The 17,204-nt window shown below is 46.5% G+C and carries 17 protein-coding genes; 2 read left to right on the plus strand and 15 right to left on the minus strand.

Features of this window, described 5'->3' with window-relative positions; translation table 11 throughout:
• Positions 1-21: 21 nt before the first annotated feature.
• The 10 genes from K7I13_RS05530 to K7I13_RS05575 all read right to left on the minus strand — a co-directional run bounded on the left by K7I13_RS05530 (position 22) and on the right by K7I13_RS05575 (position 8,932).
• Complete coding sequence (locus K7I13_RS05530) at positions 22-756, minus strand: ATP-binding protein (protein ID WP_255948627.1); 735 nt, start codon at positions 754-756, stop codon at positions 22-24.
• Positions 757-1,068: 312 nt separating this feature from the next.
• On the minus strand, positions 1,069-1,572 hold the full coding sequence (locus K7I13_RS05535) for a hypothetical protein (RefSeq protein WP_255948628.1): 504 nt from the start codon (positions 1,570-1,572) through the stop codon (positions 1,069-1,071).
• Between the two features lie 78 nt (positions 1,573-1,650).
• Positions 1,651-1,878, minus strand: a complete 228-nt coding sequence (locus K7I13_RS05540; protein WP_255948629.1) for a hypothetical protein — start codon at positions 1,876-1,878, stop codon at positions 1,651-1,653.
• A 140-nt stretch (positions 1,879-2,018) separates the two neighbouring features.
• Positions 2,019-2,300: a hypothetical protein gene (locus K7I13_RS05545; protein ID WP_255948630.1), complete on the minus strand. Its 282-nt coding sequence runs from the start codon at positions 2,298-2,300 to the stop codon at positions 2,019-2,021.
• 185 nt (positions 2,301-2,485) lie between these two features.
• Entirely contained in the window at positions 2,486-3,277 is a 792-nt protein-coding gene (locus K7I13_RS05550; RefSeq protein WP_255948631.1) for a metallophosphoesterase family protein, read from the minus strand.
• A gap of 26 nt (positions 3,278-3,303) precedes the next feature.
• Entirely contained in the window at positions 3,304-3,996 is a 693-nt protein-coding gene (locus K7I13_RS05555; RefSeq protein WP_255948633.1) for a hypothetical protein, read from the minus strand.
• Positions 3,997-4,054: 58 nt separating this feature from the next.
• Positions 4,055-5,020 (minus strand): peptide-methionine (R)-S-oxide reductase MsrB, encoded by a 966-nt coding sequence (gene msrB / locus K7I13_RS05560; RefSeq protein WP_255948635.1) that lies wholly within the window; start codon positions 5,018-5,020, stop codon positions 4,055-4,057.
• Positions 5,021-5,746, minus strand: a complete 726-nt coding sequence (locus tag K7I13_RS05565) for a hypothetical protein (protein WP_255948637.1) — start codon at positions 5,744-5,746, stop codon at positions 5,021-5,023.
• Positions 5,747-5,759: 13 nt separating this feature from the next.
• Positions 5,760-7,268, minus strand: coding sequence for a hypothetical protein (locus tag K7I13_RS05570; protein WP_255948639.1), 1,509 nt, complete (start codon positions 7,266-7,268; stop codon positions 5,760-5,762).
• Positions 7,247-8,932: an adenylate/guanylate cyclase domain-containing protein gene (locus K7I13_RS05575; protein WP_255948640.1), complete on the minus strand. Its 1,686-nt coding sequence runs from the start codon at positions 8,930-8,932 to the stop codon at positions 7,247-7,249. The genes K7I13_RS05570 and K7I13_RS05575 overlap by 22 nt, the downstream gene beginning before the upstream one ends.
• Before the next feature lie 873 nt (positions 8,933-9,805).
• Between K7I13_RS05575 and K7I13_RS05580 the strand changes: the two genes are divergently transcribed.
• Positions 9,806-10,918: an HD domain-containing phosphohydrolase gene (locus K7I13_RS05580; RefSeq protein ID WP_255948641.1), complete on the plus strand. Its 1,113-nt coding sequence runs from the start codon at positions 9,806-9,808 to the stop codon at positions 10,916-10,918.
• Positions 10,919-11,640: 722 nt separating this feature from the next.
• Entirely contained in the window at positions 11,641-12,096 is a 456-nt protein-coding gene (locus K7I13_RS05585) for a hypothetical protein (RefSeq protein ID WP_255948642.1), read from the plus strand.
• A gap of 168 nt (positions 12,097-12,264) precedes the next feature.
• On the opposite strand, the gene K7I13_RS05590 is transcribed toward K7I13_RS05585, so the two are convergent.
• The 5 genes from K7I13_RS05590 to gatC form a co-directional block, all read right to left on the minus strand.
• The gene (locus tag K7I13_RS05590) at positions 12,265-12,759 is read right to left on the minus strand and encodes a hypothetical protein (protein WP_255948643.1); all 495 of its coding nucleotides are present in this window, start codon (positions 12,757-12,759) and stop codon (positions 12,265-12,267) included.
• Between the two features lie 172 nt (positions 12,760-12,931).
• Positions 12,932-13,894 (minus strand): hypothetical protein, encoded by a 963-nt coding sequence (locus K7I13_RS05595; protein WP_255948644.1) that lies wholly within the window; start codon positions 13,892-13,894, stop codon positions 12,932-12,934.
• A gap of 3 nt (positions 13,895-13,897) precedes the next feature.
• A complete protein-coding gene (gene gatB, locus K7I13_RS05600; RefSeq protein WP_439647481.1) occupies positions 13,898-15,379 on the minus strand; it encodes an Asp-tRNA(Asn)/Glu-tRNA(Gln) amidotransferase subunit GatB in 1,482 nt (493 codons plus the stop codon).
• 20 nt (positions 15,380-15,399) lie between these two features.
• Positions 15,400-16,839, minus strand: a complete 1,440-nt coding sequence (gatA, locus tag K7I13_RS05605; protein WP_255948652.1) for an Asp-tRNA(Asn)/Glu-tRNA(Gln) amidotransferase subunit GatA — start codon at positions 16,837-16,839, stop codon at positions 15,400-15,402.
• A gap of 33 nt (positions 16,840-16,872) precedes the next feature.
• Positions 16,873-17,184, minus strand: coding sequence for an Asp-tRNA(Asn)/Glu-tRNA(Gln) amidotransferase subunit GatC (gene gatC, locus K7I13_RS05610; RefSeq protein ID WP_255948653.1), 312 nt, complete (start codon positions 17,182-17,184; stop codon positions 16,873-16,875).
• Positions 17,185-17,204 lie beyond the last annotated feature (20 nt).

A 17,204-nucleotide genomic window follows, 5' to 3' on the forward strand; every position in this document is an offset into this window, starting at 1 on the left:
GCGGACCGCACATGCGGACTTTTATTCCTCAAGAATATCGCCGTTAACGGAAAGTGTTATTATGCGCCAGGGAATTATTTTTCCGCTTTTTTGCAGAGCTTTTTTAACGGCTTCAACAATTCCCCCGCAGCAGGGAACTTCCATCCTCACAACGGTTATGCTTTTAATTTCATTATTTTTCAGGATTTCGGCAAGTTTTTCCGAATAGTCAACAGGATCGAGTTTCGGGCATCCGATAAGGGTAATCCTGTTTTTCATAAATCTGTCATGGAAATCACGGCGGGCAAAGGCGCTGCAGTCCGCGGCAATAAGCAGATCGGCATTGGCAAAATAAGGGGCGTGTACCGGCACCAGCCGCAGCTGGACCGGCCATTGGCCAAGCCTGCTTTGAGTTTCAGAATCATTTGTTTCCGGGAGACCGGATTTTATGCCGCGCTTTCCGGGCGAGTTGTTATGAGAAAGAAGACCAGCCCGGCTCCCGGGGCAACCCGGAGGAACGGAAGCCCGCGGAGCTTTTTTTGCTTTAAGGCGCGCATGAACAGCCTGTTCATCATAACGCGCGGCCTCGCGTTCCTCAAAACTGATAGCGCCGGCAGGACAGGCGGGAAGGCAGTCGCCGAGTCCGTCGCAGTAATCGTCTTTAATAAGCCTCGCCTTACCGCCAACGATTTCAATGGCGCCTTCGTGGCAGGCGTCTGCGCACAGACCGCAGCCGTCGCATTTTTCTTCATCTATTTTGACTATTTTCCGTACCATAACCGCGTTTCCTTTCCCCGGAGACCGGGAGCGCTGCCGCCTATATTTTTTTCTGCCTCAGGTTTAAATATACTATTATTTTGGCATCTTTTGCAGGAAATATATTTCACCGGGCTTTATCCGGTTTAAACAAACCCAATAAGAGACTGAATTGTATCTGTTTTCTTTCAATACAATAAGATTCTGCGGAAATGCGGCAAAAAAGTCAGGAAGCGGAAAAAACTTTTCCGGAGAGAATCAAACCGGCGATATTCAAATCCGTGGTTATATCGCCGGTTTGAAGTTCTGCATGATCAGGCACAAGTTCCCTGACTATGCTCCGCGGACAATAGTCCGTTCGGTCCCCATTGATCTGCATATATCAAATGTTCTGATATACAATGATTTCAGAACAACGATGTAATGCTCGATTTTTTTTACCACAAAGGGTCCTGAATCATTTTTGATTTTAATTTCAAGCATTTTATAATCATACAGCAGACACCTGAGACGGAATTTTCTTTTGTATGAGCTTGGATTGTGGGTCAGATACCGCCTGATACGGAACTTCAAAACATGAATAATATACAGACATATATTTCGCAGTCCGCAGTACAGATGTTCATCAATTGAAGTGACATGATAATAAACAGCAACGCTGTTTTTATCTTTTTTGTGTATCTCATAAAGCTGTGTATAATGCCATAAGGCATCCTTAAAATGATGCAAAGGAGAAACCGTCATTCCCGCGTTTATTTCCTTCGCAACAATCTGCAAGGCTGCGACATAATCAACATATTTATCGATTTCCGCAGCAACATTGTCTATCGTATCCATAAACCTGTCCTGGTTATTAATTTGAGTATTTCGTAATGTATGGAACTTTTCTAACAACAGGTATTTCGGAATGGCAAACTAAGAGCTTATTAACAAACTTATTATATCTTCAACGCTTCGTTCATGGTATTCATTTTCAAGAATATGTGACGGGACCGGTGTTTTCCCGTCAATCTGGTAACTGCCGACAAGGGGCTGGTCAATCTTTGTTTTGGCAAAACGGTTACGCGCGTCATCAAAGGTAGAATTGGGTGTTTTTACCAGTGACCGATACATATCCATTATTGCATTCTTTGCTGCATCCATAGGTTATCCTCCTAAAAAGTCTTCTTCAATTTTTTTCATTTCCGTAAGAAACTTGAAATTAAAGCATTCGCCGTCCCGGCATAAATACAACCTCTTTTCAAATTTGATTTCATCAATGATGTTAAGGGGTTTCTGCTCTTTTATTTCTTCAAAAAAACTTCAGAAAGATAATCGTACAATTCCTCCATACGCATTTTTTTCAGACTTATGAGAATTTTTATACATTCATCATCCGTTAAATTCCTTTTAATTTTTTCTTCAAACTTTTTGAGTACATGGGACGTATTGATAAATTCCTGGAGATACCGGGCATACTTGACATCGAAATCCCTGTCAGCCCAGTTTTCAGCAATGTGAACTTCATTAATTAATTCAGTCAGATAGATTTTTGAATAATAGTAGATAAAATCCTTGAGTTTCATTTCTATATATCCTTCTCTATTCTTCTTATCGACCTGAGGGGATAAAAACTGAAATTTAAGAAATTTTATTGAATTAATAGTTCAATAAAATTAAACTATTAATATACATTTCACTGACGCTATATTTTTAAGAGGACTTCCCGGGAAAAAAATAACAGATTTGAGGGTATTCCGGCGAAACCGTTTCAGTAAATCGAATGAAACGAATACGAAATTTTCTGGGGCGTCACGCTTACGCGGCAGTAGGTCCCCTTTGTCTTGAAATCCTGAAGCGTAATATACCTGACGCCTCCGGCTGTATTTTCCATTTGCTTATGTACATGGCCCATAAACAGTGCCCTGCACTTCCCGTCAAGTATTCCCATAATCCGGGCCCGTTCCCTGATGTCGGTAAGCTGCTGGATATTGACGATACTGTCAGTAAACAAATTGCAGTGCGTAAAAACAAAGGTGTTTTTTTTCGCTGTTTTAAGATTACTTTCCAGCCATTCAAGCTGATTGCTGCCGAAAAAAGCGTTGGCGGAATCCAGAAACAGGAAGGTGGCCTGGGTCGAGTCGATCCGGTATACTGTTGAACCGATCAGGTCTTTCCAGTTTGACCAGTTTCCGGAGAAAATATCATGATTGCCTATCACCGGATAACAGGGGACCCCGAAAGTTTCCGCGATTTTAATGAATTTCCGTATTTCTGCGCTCTTTCCTCCGTCCGTGATGTCGCCCGTTATCACGACAAAAGAATCCCCTCCGCCGGCAATTTCCTGCGCGATTTTTTCAAGGCCCCGGCTGTCGTCATCGGTTAGATGCGCATCAGTCAGGACCAGAAAAGAATACGATTCATTCAGGGCTATGGTCCGGTCTGTTACATAAACAAAGGTATCCCTTGCCGCCCATCTGTGCCGGAAGTCGCCAGAAGCGATGGCTCCGGACACATTCCATGAACAGGAAACAGCTGTGATAATCAGAACAAGCGCGGTCATCAGGAGGAGAAGTCTTTCAGTCTTATTTAAAAATGAAATATCACACCTCCCTTAAAAGCGGTCCCGTAGAAATTTGAAGCCAGCCCGAAACTTCCGGTCTGGAAAACTTCCGCCTGTCCGATTATTGAAAGCAGAGGGGAAACCCGGGCAGTACATATCAGACCAAGGGTATAGGAACCTATATTTCCGGATAAAAAGTCATTAAAGTTTGCAATAGACAGAATCAGTTTTATTGAATCGGAGGGATAGAAAAAACCATAAATCCCGTACAGGAGTATTGATTCCGTCTGTAAAAGTTCTTTTTCATAGAGGACTTTACGGGTATTAAAACCCAGGACACCCCCAATCCATTTTCCCTGGATCAAAAAAAACGGCAAAAAGGAGTGAATTGATGTTTTATAATCGGGCCAGGTATTATACATATACAGAAAGTGAGCCGAAAGGGCTATTTTAAGGGGAAAATGAACCCCCGTGTGCAGGAATGTATTGGCGTTAAAAACATCGGACTGTCCAAGGGAAACCCCTCCCCGGAGCAAAACGGTATCATTTATAGTAAGTCTTCCATACGTTTGCAGGTCCCAGCAAAACTGAAAAGAACGGTTATATTCCGGCCGGAAGCTGACGCCAGCTTCGGCAGAGGTAATACGGACCCTGTCCTGACCGTACAAACCCTGAAAACTTATTACTATTGAAACACAGAAAATGAAAACTTTCTTCATGTCTTATAAATACAGTATAACAGCAAAATGGAAAAAACGGAAACTCTGCCGGCTTTTTTTACACAAAAGGCAGATAGGCTCCATAACCTTCTTCTTCCATTTTCTCCTCCGGGATAAAACGGAGCGAAGCGCTGTTAATGCAGTAACGGAGCCCGCCTCGGTCACGGGGACCGTCATCAAAAACATGTCCCAAATGAATATTTCCGGAACGGCTGCGTACTTCAGTGCGGTCCATTCCATGAGACGCATCTTCTTTTTCCACAGTGACTGCGGGATCAACCGGCTTTGAAAAACTGGGCCAGCCGCAGCCCGAGTCAAACTTGTCGCGGGATGAAAACAGGGGTTCCCCGGTTGTGATATCGACATATATACCTTTCCGGTGTTCGTCCCAGTATTCGTTTCCGAACGGCCGTTCGGTTCCGTTTTCAAGCGCGACCTGATACTGGACAGGCGATAGGACGTCTTTCAGGACAGAATCAGGAGGACGTTCGTAGTCCGCGGGGTCGATATTTCCTCTTTTTGCGGCCTCGAACTGCTCTTTTCCGATATGGCAGTAGCCGGAGGGATTCTTATCAAGATATTTCTGATGGTATTCCTCTGCCGGAATAAAATTTTTCAGGGGTTTTATTTCCACTGCCAGCGGGGAAGCATATTTTTTCCGGACTTCTTCAGTTACCCGGCGGATCGCTTCCGCATCTTCTTCACTGGTATAATAAATCCCGGTCCGGTACTGTATTCCGCGGTCATTCCCCTGCCGGTTCACGGTAGTCGGATCAACAGCCTTATAAAACAGAAAAACAAGATTTTCCAGTCCGGTTATAAAAGAATCATATGTTACCTGCACGGTTTCCGCAAAAGCGGCGTCTCCCCGGCAGACTTCCTCATATGTTGTCTGTTCCGTATTCCCATTGGCATATCCGGCGGCGGTGTTAATTACACCGGGAACAAGTGAAAAGTATTTTTCAAGTCCCCAAAAACAGCCGCCGGCAAACCATATATCCTTTAATTTCTGTTCCGAGTTCATTCAGTCGTATTTTCCCAGCATAACAATGAAAATGGCCTTCACTTCCTTAACGGAAGTTTTTATACCCCGCCGCTTCAGGGCCGTTACTACCTGGGCAGGGGTTATCTTTGAATTTTCATTATACAGGCTGATAACGTCAAGGACAAGGTCTTCATTAACGGGCTGGGGAGAGGTTTTATTGACCACCGCTATAAGCGCGTTTTCGATACGTTCTACCCGTTTAAGCAGAGACTCATCGTACATGTACATTTCAGGGACAACCAGGGCGCCGTACAGACTTTTAAGAAATCCTTCCGGCGAAACATAGGCTCCGGTAACTTTCGGCATATAGGAGTCCACTTTGAGAGTGACATCATAGAAGAGACTGTTCCGGTAATAAAAAGAGAGTCCGGAGGGAAGGCGCGGCGCGAAATTTTCACGGTTGTATACAAACGAAACGGGATAAATTACAAGCCTGAAGCCGTTATCCTCTATCCTGACAGAAGCATCGGTCCCTTCCAGTCCGGGAATGGCCCAGACCGTGTCCAGACAGTTTCCTATCAGCCGGATATCATCTTCGGCCAGCGGGCCGGCGGAAATGACTCTTGCGCTTTTCCCGCCGTCTCCCGCAAGGACTGTAACTGTTTCATTTCTGGTCTCAGCCACGTCGCCAGCGGTCCAGTTCTGGGCGGACAGGGTCGCAATACTAAGCAGCAATACAGCGAAAACAAACGATTTACGGAACATTCACAATCCCCTTCTATCTGGTCATATTCAGCAGGATCCGGTCATTCGGGGCCGGTTCCTGCCCGGGTGCCAGTTCACTTATCCGGGCGGTAAACACACCGTCGGCGCCCGTTAAAATTACCGAGCCTATATACTGGGTCCCGGTTCTGAAAATAAAGGCCTGCTTGCCCTGCAGCTCATTTCCGTATAACGGATCTACATACACCAGGATTTTATTCCTGTCTCTCGGATCAATAACATAGCCTGCATTTCCGCTTTTCTCGACCATTGATCTGAAAAAATATTCATACTGTGACAAAAGCCTGCCGCTTTCATCAAGGGAAAGGGAAATACCGGCGATCTGCTCGAGAAGCTGTTGTTCGTTCTGTTCTGCGGCATCATAAATTGTTTGTATCTGGCTTTCATACATATCCCGCTGCTCCACAACCTGGCCGAAGAATTCCTGCATAAAATCATCGGCCTTTTTTCCGGCGGAATGCGCAAGGGTCTGTATTCCCCGGAGATAGGAAGAAGCCGAATTTCTCCATGGTATGGAAAACATGGTATTTATAAGATAATCAATATTCTGATAGTCTTCGCGTATCATATTGAATATTTCGGAATCAATTCCAAGTTCTTCGGCCGCCTGGACCGGTGGATCCTCAAAGGGAACAGGAAGGCTTTCCTCTTCTTCAAACCCGGAAAGGATTTCCCTGCCGCGGCTGTCGGAAAAAACGGGGTCCAGACGGGAAATTTCCTGGCGGTAGCGGGAAGAAACCATGTTAAGGTTTTCCACCTGGGTCCTGAAACTCGCTTCCTGGGAATTTTCCATCTGATAGCGGAGGTCCCCTATTATTTCCTCATAGTGGTCGCGGATCTGCTGCTTTTCAAGTTCAAACAGTCTTCTTTCCGAGTTGACATTTTCCTGCCGGAGCTGGGCCTCTTCTATACGCGCGAGGTCGAACGTCGTCATCTGCTCCCGGTATTCGGCAATCTGGGCGTCGCATATATTAATGCGGGGCATATACCGCTCGCGGACAGCCTGTTCCCCGGCAGTAAAGGTACTGTTGACGGCCGCGAGGCGGGCTGTTTCTTCCGCGGCGGGCAGGGAAAGGGAACTGATAACATGCCGTTCCGTTTCCGTTCTAAGGGAAAGGGTATCAAGTTCCGTTTTCATCATACCTTCAAGGTTTGCCTTTTCACTTATCGCTGTCATAAGGGCGGATTCCACCCGGGAGGCCATATCGAGGAGGTTCCGCAGGTTAAGGTCTTCAAATTCTTCAATACCAACGGAAACGTCCCTGGTCTGACGCGATATAAGCGAAGAGGCAAGCCACAGGCCGGCGGCTACAAGGAGAATAGCTGCGGTAATAAGGATTATCACAAACCATGAACGGTTTTTCCTTGTTTTTTCATATTCCGTTTCGAGATCATATAAGGCGGGCGGTTCGGTTTTCAAACCGGACATAAATCCCTGCAAAAAAAGTTTTACTTCTTTTTGCTGTATAATTTCGCCGGAATCTACTTCGTTGTCATTGTCCATATTCCGCTCCAGTCTTCAGGGGCCGATCCCCTTCCCATTCGTTCAATAAATACTTCTGCCACATCAAGCACTGACTTTTTCATATATGACCGGGCAGTTTTCCAGTCACCTTCATAATACGCCTGCAGTCCCTGTGCAAATAACTCGAAATGACCAATATCCTCAGGCGTAAACCGGTTAATGTCCAGAGGGAACCACAGTTTTGTACCCTCGTTTTTGCCTTTTACCAGAACAGTATCGATTTCAAAAAATTTATACCGGTTAGTTGACGATTCAACCTCATCCTTGACATAGGATGAAACAATAACCGGCAGCCGGTACAGTCTGGTAAGCCCTTCCATACGGGAGGCAAGGTTTACGCTGTCACCGATAACGGTATTGGTCATGTGTTCGGAGGAACCTATGTTACCGTAAAATACGGTTCCCCCGTCTATGCCGATTCCTATGTCCAGAAGGACGGCCTTGAAAACCCGCTCTTCAGCCGGGGTCAGGGCCCGGGTTGTTTCTATGGTATTCCGGCGCTGGAACATTTTGCCGCGAAGTTCGGCGACAACAGTCTGGATTTCCCAGGCGGATTCCACCGCGGCGACCGACTTGTTTTCATAGGTTTCAATCGCGCCGTAAACGGCCAGGACCGCATCGCCGATAATGGAGCCGATAACACCCTGCTGTTCATGGATCACACGGATAGCCCTGTCGTAATGAAGGTTCAGAAGGTTGATAATATCATTGCCCAGAGTCTCCGTCATATAGGTAAAACCCTTTATGTCGGAAAAAAGAATGGTGAGTTCCTTCTGGACTCCTTCAAGATTTACCTGACGCTCCTCGTAAGCCTTGGTAACAACGTCCTTTGATACGAATTTCCTGAAAATGGTCAGCAGGTTATTCATTGTGGCGGAAAGCGCATTAAAGGAAATACCCAGATAGGTAACATCATCATTCGGGGCGTCCTTCAAATCAATGAGGTTCAGACCCTGCTGGGTCTGCATATACTGAAGGCCGGTAGAAATTTTCCCGATAAACCTGAGAATCCAGAGCAGGGCAATAAAACCTACCGCGCCCAGCAGCACTGTCAGAAATACAATGATTACGGAAACCTGCAGGAAAACGGTGTTTGAAGCGCTCATCATATCGGACATTAAATCAGCCCTGATTAAAAAGCACTCCCATTCGCTGTTATATTTATATACGCCGAAATATTCCCCCTGTTGGGAATTGAAAAAACAGGCGCCTTCATTAATCCCGTCTGCCCGTTTGTACTGCATCTCGCGCAGCACGTCCATATCGGGAAAGAGATCATAGATGAGTCCGGATTCGGCCTGAAACAGGATAAGTCCGTTTTCGGCGACCCCCAGCGCCCAGCTGTGTTCATAAATCATATCTTTCGCGGCGGCCCCCGAAATTGCGGCGAGAGCGCTGTCCCGGTCACCGGAAAACAGAAAAATTTCATACTGGTTCCCGGCGTTTATATACATGTCCTTCAGATCGCGGACAAGCATCTGGTTGGTCAGATCCATCGTCTCTTTTCTGTGCAGGACAATATTGATATAGTTGGTAGCGAAATTTGAAAACAGTAATAAAATGGCAAATATCAGAAGGATTTTTGCCGATATGGGGATAACCCTGGTTTTTCCCACTTTCTGAAAGAAACGTCTCTTTTCCATCTATAACCTTTCAAACTGTATTAGTTGCACAACTGGATTATTTAAAAACATTTTTTCCGGTGCCGCCTGAAGCAGTCCCGTCCGTCCGGCACATGATACCTGAGACAATGCGTACGCTCCGCAGGCAAAATACCGTTCAGTTTATTTCAAATGGCACAAAACGTGTCCAACCTTTTTATGATAACATGCTTTGGAGAATTGTGCAGTCTTTTTTTGAAAAAAAACCGGTCAATTTGCGGGTAATGTATAAACGGGTCTCCAAAAAGACGAATAACAGATTCTTCCATTCCGTCAGCGTACCGCCGGAATATTTCCCGGGGATACCGCTGCCGGCAGGATGATACTGAAATGAAGTCAATTATTACAAGATGTTATTTTTCATTTCATGTTTTTCCTGAAGCCGTCGGCTTTATGATAAGGCTGTATGGTTTCACGATGTTTCAGCGGATCCGGTAATTCAGACTCAGTTCCTCATTTTCAGAATTAAGGTCAGCCGGGATACTGAATAAAATATATCCGGGATTTCCCAAACGGAAGAACGCGCATATTTTATTTATCTTTTTTATTGTTTTTTTTGAAAGGTGTACTATATTTTTATATGAACATGTATTTATAAACTGCTGATTATCCTGCTTGCGGTTAATTTTCTGTCTGAACCTTCCGAATTATCATCACAGAATTAGCCAGAACTGCTTCGGCAAGTCCTGTGCTGTTTTTATATGCCTGCTTCCATCATGCCCTTCAAACTCAGTGCGGATAGTCACAGTAATAACGCGGTAATTATACCGCGGCCTCCCTTTCCGTGAATCATCTGCCGTTACAGCAGCAGGGAGCCCCGGCGATTTACGGTAATCCGCGTTAAGGGAGGTATGTATGCATAACAATCTGAAACAGCTCATTGTCACTGTCGATGATGATCCTATCAGCCTGAACACCATCCTGAGTATCCTGAAACCTTCATATCAGGTACACCCATTCGCGGCCGGAGAGACCGCCCTGAAATTCCTTGACTCCTCTCCGGCAGACCTTATTCTTCTTGACTGCACTATGCCCGGAATGAACGGCTTCGAAGTCATGGATGTCCTGCAGCGGGACGCGAAGACAGCTGAAATTCCAATTCTTTTTTTGACCGGCAAGGAAGACCGCGACAGCGAAATCCGGGCCATTGAGATGGGAGCGGCGGACTATTTGCGCAAACCCATAGAACCGGAAGTGCTGAGAACCCGGGTCCGCCACCAGCTTGAATTACAGCAATACCGCAAACATCTCGAAGCCCTGGCAGCGGAAAAAGCAAAAAACCTGATCCATACGTACAACCGGCTGAGGCTCCGGGAAGACGCCACTCTCAGCATGCTGGCCATAGCCACGGATATGAGCGACAGCAGTACGGGAGACCACATCTGGCGGGTCACCGAATTTGTCCGGCTGCTCACGGAAAAACTGCTGGATGAACCGAAGGAAAATTATGTCCTGAGGCAGGATCAGGCGGAGGATATTATAAAATCCTCAAAACTCCACGATGTAGGTAAAATAGCCATTCCCGGCCAGATACTCAGAAAGCCGGACAGACTCACGCCTGAGGAATTCAAGATAGTAAAACTGCATCCCCACTGGGGAGCGGAATTTCTTGAGGAGTTCGCCGACCCGCAGGGGGCTGATCCCTTTTTATTCATTGCCCATGACATCGCGCTGTATCATCATGAAAAATGGGATGGGTCCGGTTATCCTACCGGCCGTAAAGGGGAAGATATACCCCTGTCTGCCCGGATTGTCGCCGTTGCGGATGTGTACGACGCCCTTATCTCCGCAAGGCCCTACAAGAAAGCGTTCACCCATGAAGAGTCTATGAAAATAGTACAGGAAGACAGCGGTCAGCATTTTGATCCCCACTTGGTGGAACTGTTTATTGCCTGCGCCGGCTCATTAAAGATTATTCCGGAGGAGGCCCAGAAGAGAAACAGGCGGTTCCGGGGAAACGGAAAATGAAGATGAGTGACAAAAAAACGGAACGGCAAAGCCCAAATTTCCTATTTTTACCCGGCTGCTCTTAGCGCCCCTGGTTTTGATTTTCTCGTGGTCATTGTCATAGTCATCCAGAGTGTCTTTCAGTCCAGCGCCTCGGCTGTCCGGGAAAAAACCGCCCATGAAAAACGGCACCCTGACCGGTTTCAACTACGAAGAAATCAGAAAAAATATTTCCGGGTTACTGCGGTTCGATTGGAGAGAAGCCCGCGGCCGGAATCCGCTGGCCATCCGGACACACATAAAATATTTTGATTGCGCTGCGGCCCTGGATACTCTAAAGCGGAATTTTCCTGAAATTAACGGAAGCGGTCGTTCCCGTTAAAACCCATGATCCATGCCCGCAAAAGGGGTCGGCATTTCCGGACACAGACGGCATCAGTCAGAATTCGTAATTTCACTATGCCTTATACTCTATTATTATAGTAGTATAATGATAAAGTACTCTAATAATAGAGTATTATGCGTGCGATTTTATCCTTCTGCCGTATCATGATACGATGATGAATACGATGCGCCATCGTATTCATCAGAAGAGGCCTGTCCGGCGGAGGCGCAGGCAGGACGGGCCTCAGAATGGATACTTGCGGATTAAGCTGCGGGTATGGTAAAATACACACATGAAAAGGATAATCCTGTTCAGCGGTTCACTATTCCTTATACTCTTCATAGCCTGTGAGGATTTGGTGACTGATCTGCCAAAGACAGACTATTCCAAATATATCAGCGGCAATGAGGTTTTATTTCCCCATGAGACTGAGGCAATAGATATTTATAATACAATTGTGTATTTGTTCCCCGAACAGAACATCGACCATTCAGTATTAAACGGCAAAAGGCATTATGTTAAGACGGTAACAGATGAATACGGATTAAGCCTGGAAACGCTCGAAGAAGTACCATTTGTTTCACTCCGGCATATACATACAGCATCCGAAAATGATTTTAATAACCATGATGTTTTTTTAACATCATCTGACACTACTGAAATAAAATACCTCGCCGCAGAGCAGCGAGGTATTTTTCTCTCCCGAGGAATTGGTCTCGGGTTTAATACCATGGAACCTACAAAAACTAACGTTTTTATAGGTTGTTATAAAAACCGCCGTAGTGCAGGGCAGACCTTCGGTCTGGGGTATTAAACCCTCGCCTCGAATAAAACTGAGATTTAAATGGCAGCGGCAGACAACAAACGTCTGGACAAATGACAAGATAACCGGCCCGGTAAGTTTTACCATACCTTAATATAGTGATCTATGCCTAATAGCGGTTCGGTGACTTGGCCGCCGCCGTCATAATAGAGAAGAGAATTACCAATTCTCTAATACTAATTGTGTTTTTAGTCTTTCTATTTCAGAAAAACCATATATTTCCTTAAAAAACTCTATTGTGAGCGATTCCAACATTTGAACATCTGTTCCACACATGGCATAAATCCCCGGGAAAGCAGTATCAGAATCATATATATATTCTCCTGAGTTCATATTTACAATATAGTTTCGGTCGACTGGTTTATTGTCTAAATCTTCAGAAAAACTAAACTTATTCAAAATATCTTTTACTTTATCTATATCCGCTGTTTGGTGTCCGGGATAATCAGAAAAATATGGCCAAACAAGCAACAGGCCTTTTTCCTCTAATGCATATTGAACATAGTCTTCTGTCTCCGGATCTTCAAAAATAACAAAACCATTATCGTTATAGTCAGCTCGCAATAACTTTTCCAGAGATTTACTTATCGGTATATTACCAGATGATGAACATCCTATAATAACCAATAGAAATAGTAATACAATTTTTTTCATTGTGTGGGAAATTTAGGGCAGAATACGTATATTGTCAACACATAATAGAGAAGGGGCGGCAAGCCGCTATGTTAATTGTATTTTAATTCCCGCCTGGTAAAAGCTTTAATGATCAATTACCTGATTCAGATGATATATCCTGAATACAGTTTCCGGGGAACAAAGAAAATTTTTATTCGAGAAACTGCTGCAGACCGCTCAGTGTAAAGGGTTTGAAATTACCGGTGTCAGCTTCAAAAGGGACTACGGAAGGTATCCGGTGGTTCGGCGATATCAGGATTCCCTCATCAAGACAGGAGGAGAAAAAGTCTGCGTATCTGTCCTTTGCGATTTTCGGAATAAGGTAAGGCCCGCGGCGGTCCCAGTACGGAGCAATAAAACTGTCAAACTGCGCCCAGTCGGATTCGGACCTTTCAAAAAGAGCCTTTGCCAGGTCACGGAAAGCCCGGGCATAGGCGCCGAGCAGGGCGGGAGCGATTGAGTCCGAGGGAGGGACATTCACCGGTTCCCCGCCGGCAAAAACCGCAATGGTACAGCCGCCCGCAAACGGAAAGGGGGAAACCAATACCATTGCTTTCAGCGCGGCATTAACATTTCTGAGAAAGGAATCATTTACACGGTCACTCATATTATAATACGCGTCATCAAGCCAGGGCCGCCAGAGCGGCACGCCGTGAAGATTTTTTGCGGCCGAAAGAAGGTCTTCGCCGGAGTCGCCAAAATTCCTGGAAGCTTCCGGATGCAAAAGAGGATGCTCAATAAGGGGGATATCGCTCCATAAATCAAGATAAGCCGCGCAGGCGATCCGGGCCCGTTCCTTGGTCGCGTACCAGCGGACCGTGCTGTAGTGAGGCAGTAAATTCCTGACGGCGCCGATCAGCTCGCCTTCCGTTTCCGAAGGAAAGGTTCCGGTTATTCCGCGGTCAAGAATATTTTTGAATACCAGCTTTGCGCGTCCGGAACGCCATCCCAGTATGGCGCTGCCGCGTTCCTGCCACATATCAAGCAGCCGCCGGCCCTTTGCGGTGTAAAGATGATAACCTGAAGCCCTTCGGACAATTCCGTAGCGCCGGCGAATTTCTTCTTTGATATCTGTTTTTTTTATTCCGCCCGCAGGCTGATACAGGTCCGCCATATTTCAGCTTTCCGATAATTTCTTTTTGACAAGTTCTGCCGCGAGGGTCGGGTTCGCCTGCCCTTTTGATTTTTTCATTACCTGACCGGTGAGCCACCCCGCCGCATTGGTCTTTCCGTTTTTGAAATCTTCCACTGCGTTCCGGTTTTCGGCGAAAACTTCATCAACAATTTTTTCAACGGCACCGGAGTCGCTCACCTGGGCCATGCCGTGTTTTGTAATAACGGCGCCGGGCAGTTCGCCGGTTTCAAGCATTTCGGTAAAGACATCTTTTGCCTGGCGGCTGTTGATGAGGTTTTTTGCTACCGCGTTAACCAGCTCCGATATATGGACAGGCGTAATTTTCAGTCCGGCGAGTTCTATGTTCTTTTCATTTAAAACAGCGAGGACTTCCGCGAGTATCCAGTTCGCGGTCTTTTTGGGATCAGCCGACTTTTTCGCGGCTTCCTCAAACCATTCGGCAAGGGCGCGGTCGGCGGTCAGCGTGTTCACATCAAAATCGGAAAGTCCGTATTCCTTCCGGAACCGGTCGCGTTTTTCCTGGGGCCGCTCCCCTACTTTTGACTTCGCGTTTTCAATAAATCCGTCGCTCAGATAAAAGGGTTTAATATCGGGCTCAACCACAAAGCGGTAATCAATGAAAGAATTTTTTGTCCGCTGGATAACCGTTTCTCCCTTTGCGTCATCCCAGCCCATTGTCCGCTTGAAACCCGCCGTGTAAGTCTGCCGGTCGGTTTTAAATTCTTCCAGCTGTCTCGAGACTTCAAAGTGGCAGGCGTCGCGGATTGCCTTGAAAGAATTCATATTCTTTATTTCGGATATCGGAGTACGGTATTCTTTTCCGTCTTCAATTATTTTCAGATTGATATTCGCGTCGCAGCGCATGGAACCTTCTTCAAGATTGCCGTCGGTCGCGCCGATATACCGGAGGACCTCCCTTATATTCTGCATGAAAAGAGCGGCTTCTTCCGGACTGGACATATCGGGTTTCGATACTATTTCAATAAGGGGGACGCCCGAACGGTTAAAATCAATATAACTGTGTGCGCCTTCTATATGAAGACTCTTGCCTACGTCTTCTTCAAGATGGATACGTTCAATACGGACTTTTTTATACCGGGGGCTTTCATTTACCGGGGCAATATTAATCATAACCTGCCCGTCCCTGCACAGGGGAATATCATACTGGGTAACCTGATAGCCTTTTACCAGATCAGGATAAAAATAATGCTTTCGGTCAAATTTGGTAAAACTGTTTATTTCACAGTCAAACGCAAAGCCCGCTATTGTGCCTAGTTCAACATATTCCCTGCTGACAATGGGCATGGCACCGGGCAGGCCGAGACAGACCGGACAGACCCTGGTATTGGGCATCCCGCCGTAGCGGTTTTCACAGGAACAGAAGGCTTTCGTTTTTGTTAACAGTTCACAGTGGATTTCACAGCCTATTATTATTTCATAGGAAAGCTTTCCGTCTGTATGCATTTCAGTATTCGGACTATCACTCATTTTGACTGCTCCCATGTTTTTGCAATCTGCAGAATTTTTTCTTCTCCGAAATGAGGCCCGCAAATCTGTATTCCGACGGGGAGTCCTTCCTTTGTTTTTCCCATCGGAACGGACAGGGAAGGAATGCGTGCCAGATTAACAAAGGTTGTAAAAAGATCGGAAAGATACATCGAGAGGGGATCGTCAACCTTTGAACCAAGCCTGAAAGCCGGCGCAGGATTTGTCGGGCACAGAATAATATCGTGTGATTTCAGAACCTCCGCAATATCCTTTTGGATACGGGCGCGGACACTCATTCCCTTTTTGTAGCAGTCGCCGGAAAAATGTGTGGACAGCACATAATTTCCGATAATTATTCTGCGTTTTACCTCGGAGCCGAAACCTTCGGACCTGGTCGCGACATATAATTCATCGTACCCCTCCCCGGGGTCTTTCCGGAGGCCGTACCTGATTCCGTCAAACCGGGACAAATTACTGGCCGCTTCGGAAAGGGCGAGAACGTAATAGCAGCCTATCGCGGCCTCAAGCACGGGAATGGAAACCGTTTCAAGAACAGCGCCGCGGGAAGTAAACCAGTCGCAGGCGTTTTTAAAAATAGCGGCAATTTCAGGATCAAGGCCTTTTTCCCGCATAAACTCTTCCGGAAGAGCGACCCTGAGGCCCCTGATTTCCGCGGGTTCGAGCCGGTCGAGACCGGAAAAATCCAGATCGGCGCTGGTGTCATCATGGATGTCCCTGCCGGCCATAACCGAAAGGGCAAGAGCAATATCATCCGGAGTTTTCGCAAGAAGGCCAACCTGGTCAAGCGATGAGCCGAAGGCAACAACACCGGACCGGCTGAGAGTCCCATAGGTTGGCTTGAGTCCGTATATACCGCAATAGGACGCGGGGAGGCGTACTGAACCGCCTGTTTCCGTGCCGAGGGCGAAGGGAGCCTGACCGCCCGCGACAACGGCAGCTGAACCGCCCGAGCTGCCGCCCGGAGTCAGAGTCCGGTCAACGGGATTCTTTGACGGACCGTATGATGAATATTCAGTTGAGGATCCCATGGCAAATTCATCCATATTGGTCCTGCCAAGCGGAATCCCGCCTGCCGCAAGCAGGCGCTCCGTTACGGTTGCGTTATAGGGCGCGACATAGCCGCGCAGAATATTGCTTCCGCAGGTACAGGATTTTCCCTTTACCGAAATATTATCCTTAACGGCAAACGGCAGACCGAGAAAAGGACGATCATCACCATTGGCTCTGGCCTCATCAGCCTTCTTTGCCATCTCTTCGGCATTATCGTAAAACTCGATATAGCCGTTCAGGGGCTGTCCGCTTTTTGCGTCAGCGTCATAAGCTTCGCGGAAAGCCCGGACAATCCGGACGCTGGTCAGCGCGCCGGAGCGGAGATTATCTTTCAGTTCAGTCAAAGTCATATCACAGATATTCATATCAGTTCCTTGCAGTTTTTGTATATCGCGGTATCAGGCCCCGCCGCCGAGGACCTTGGGAACCCTGAAATAACCATCCATAAATTCCGGGGTCATTTTTTTCAAATCATTCTGCTCGAGGGATTTTACAATTTCATCACTCCTGAGCTGTTCTATGGTAGTTGTGGGATAAGCGTCATAGGGGTTTTCATCTCCGGCGAATTTTTCAAGCACATCGAAATAGCCTACAATTTCGCGTACCTGTCCGGCAAGTATTTCCACATTGGAGCTTTCCGGAGAAAGGCGGGAAAGGTATAAAAGATTTTCAAATGTTGTTTCGTCAATTTTATTGTTCTGTTCGTCCATAGCAGATTCCTTTCAGATTT

The sequence above is a fragment of the Brucepastera parasyntrophica genome, assembly GCF_022376835.1.
Lineage (GTDB): Bacteria > Spirochaetota > Spirochaetia > Treponematales > Treponemataceae > Brucepastera > Brucepastera parasyntrophica.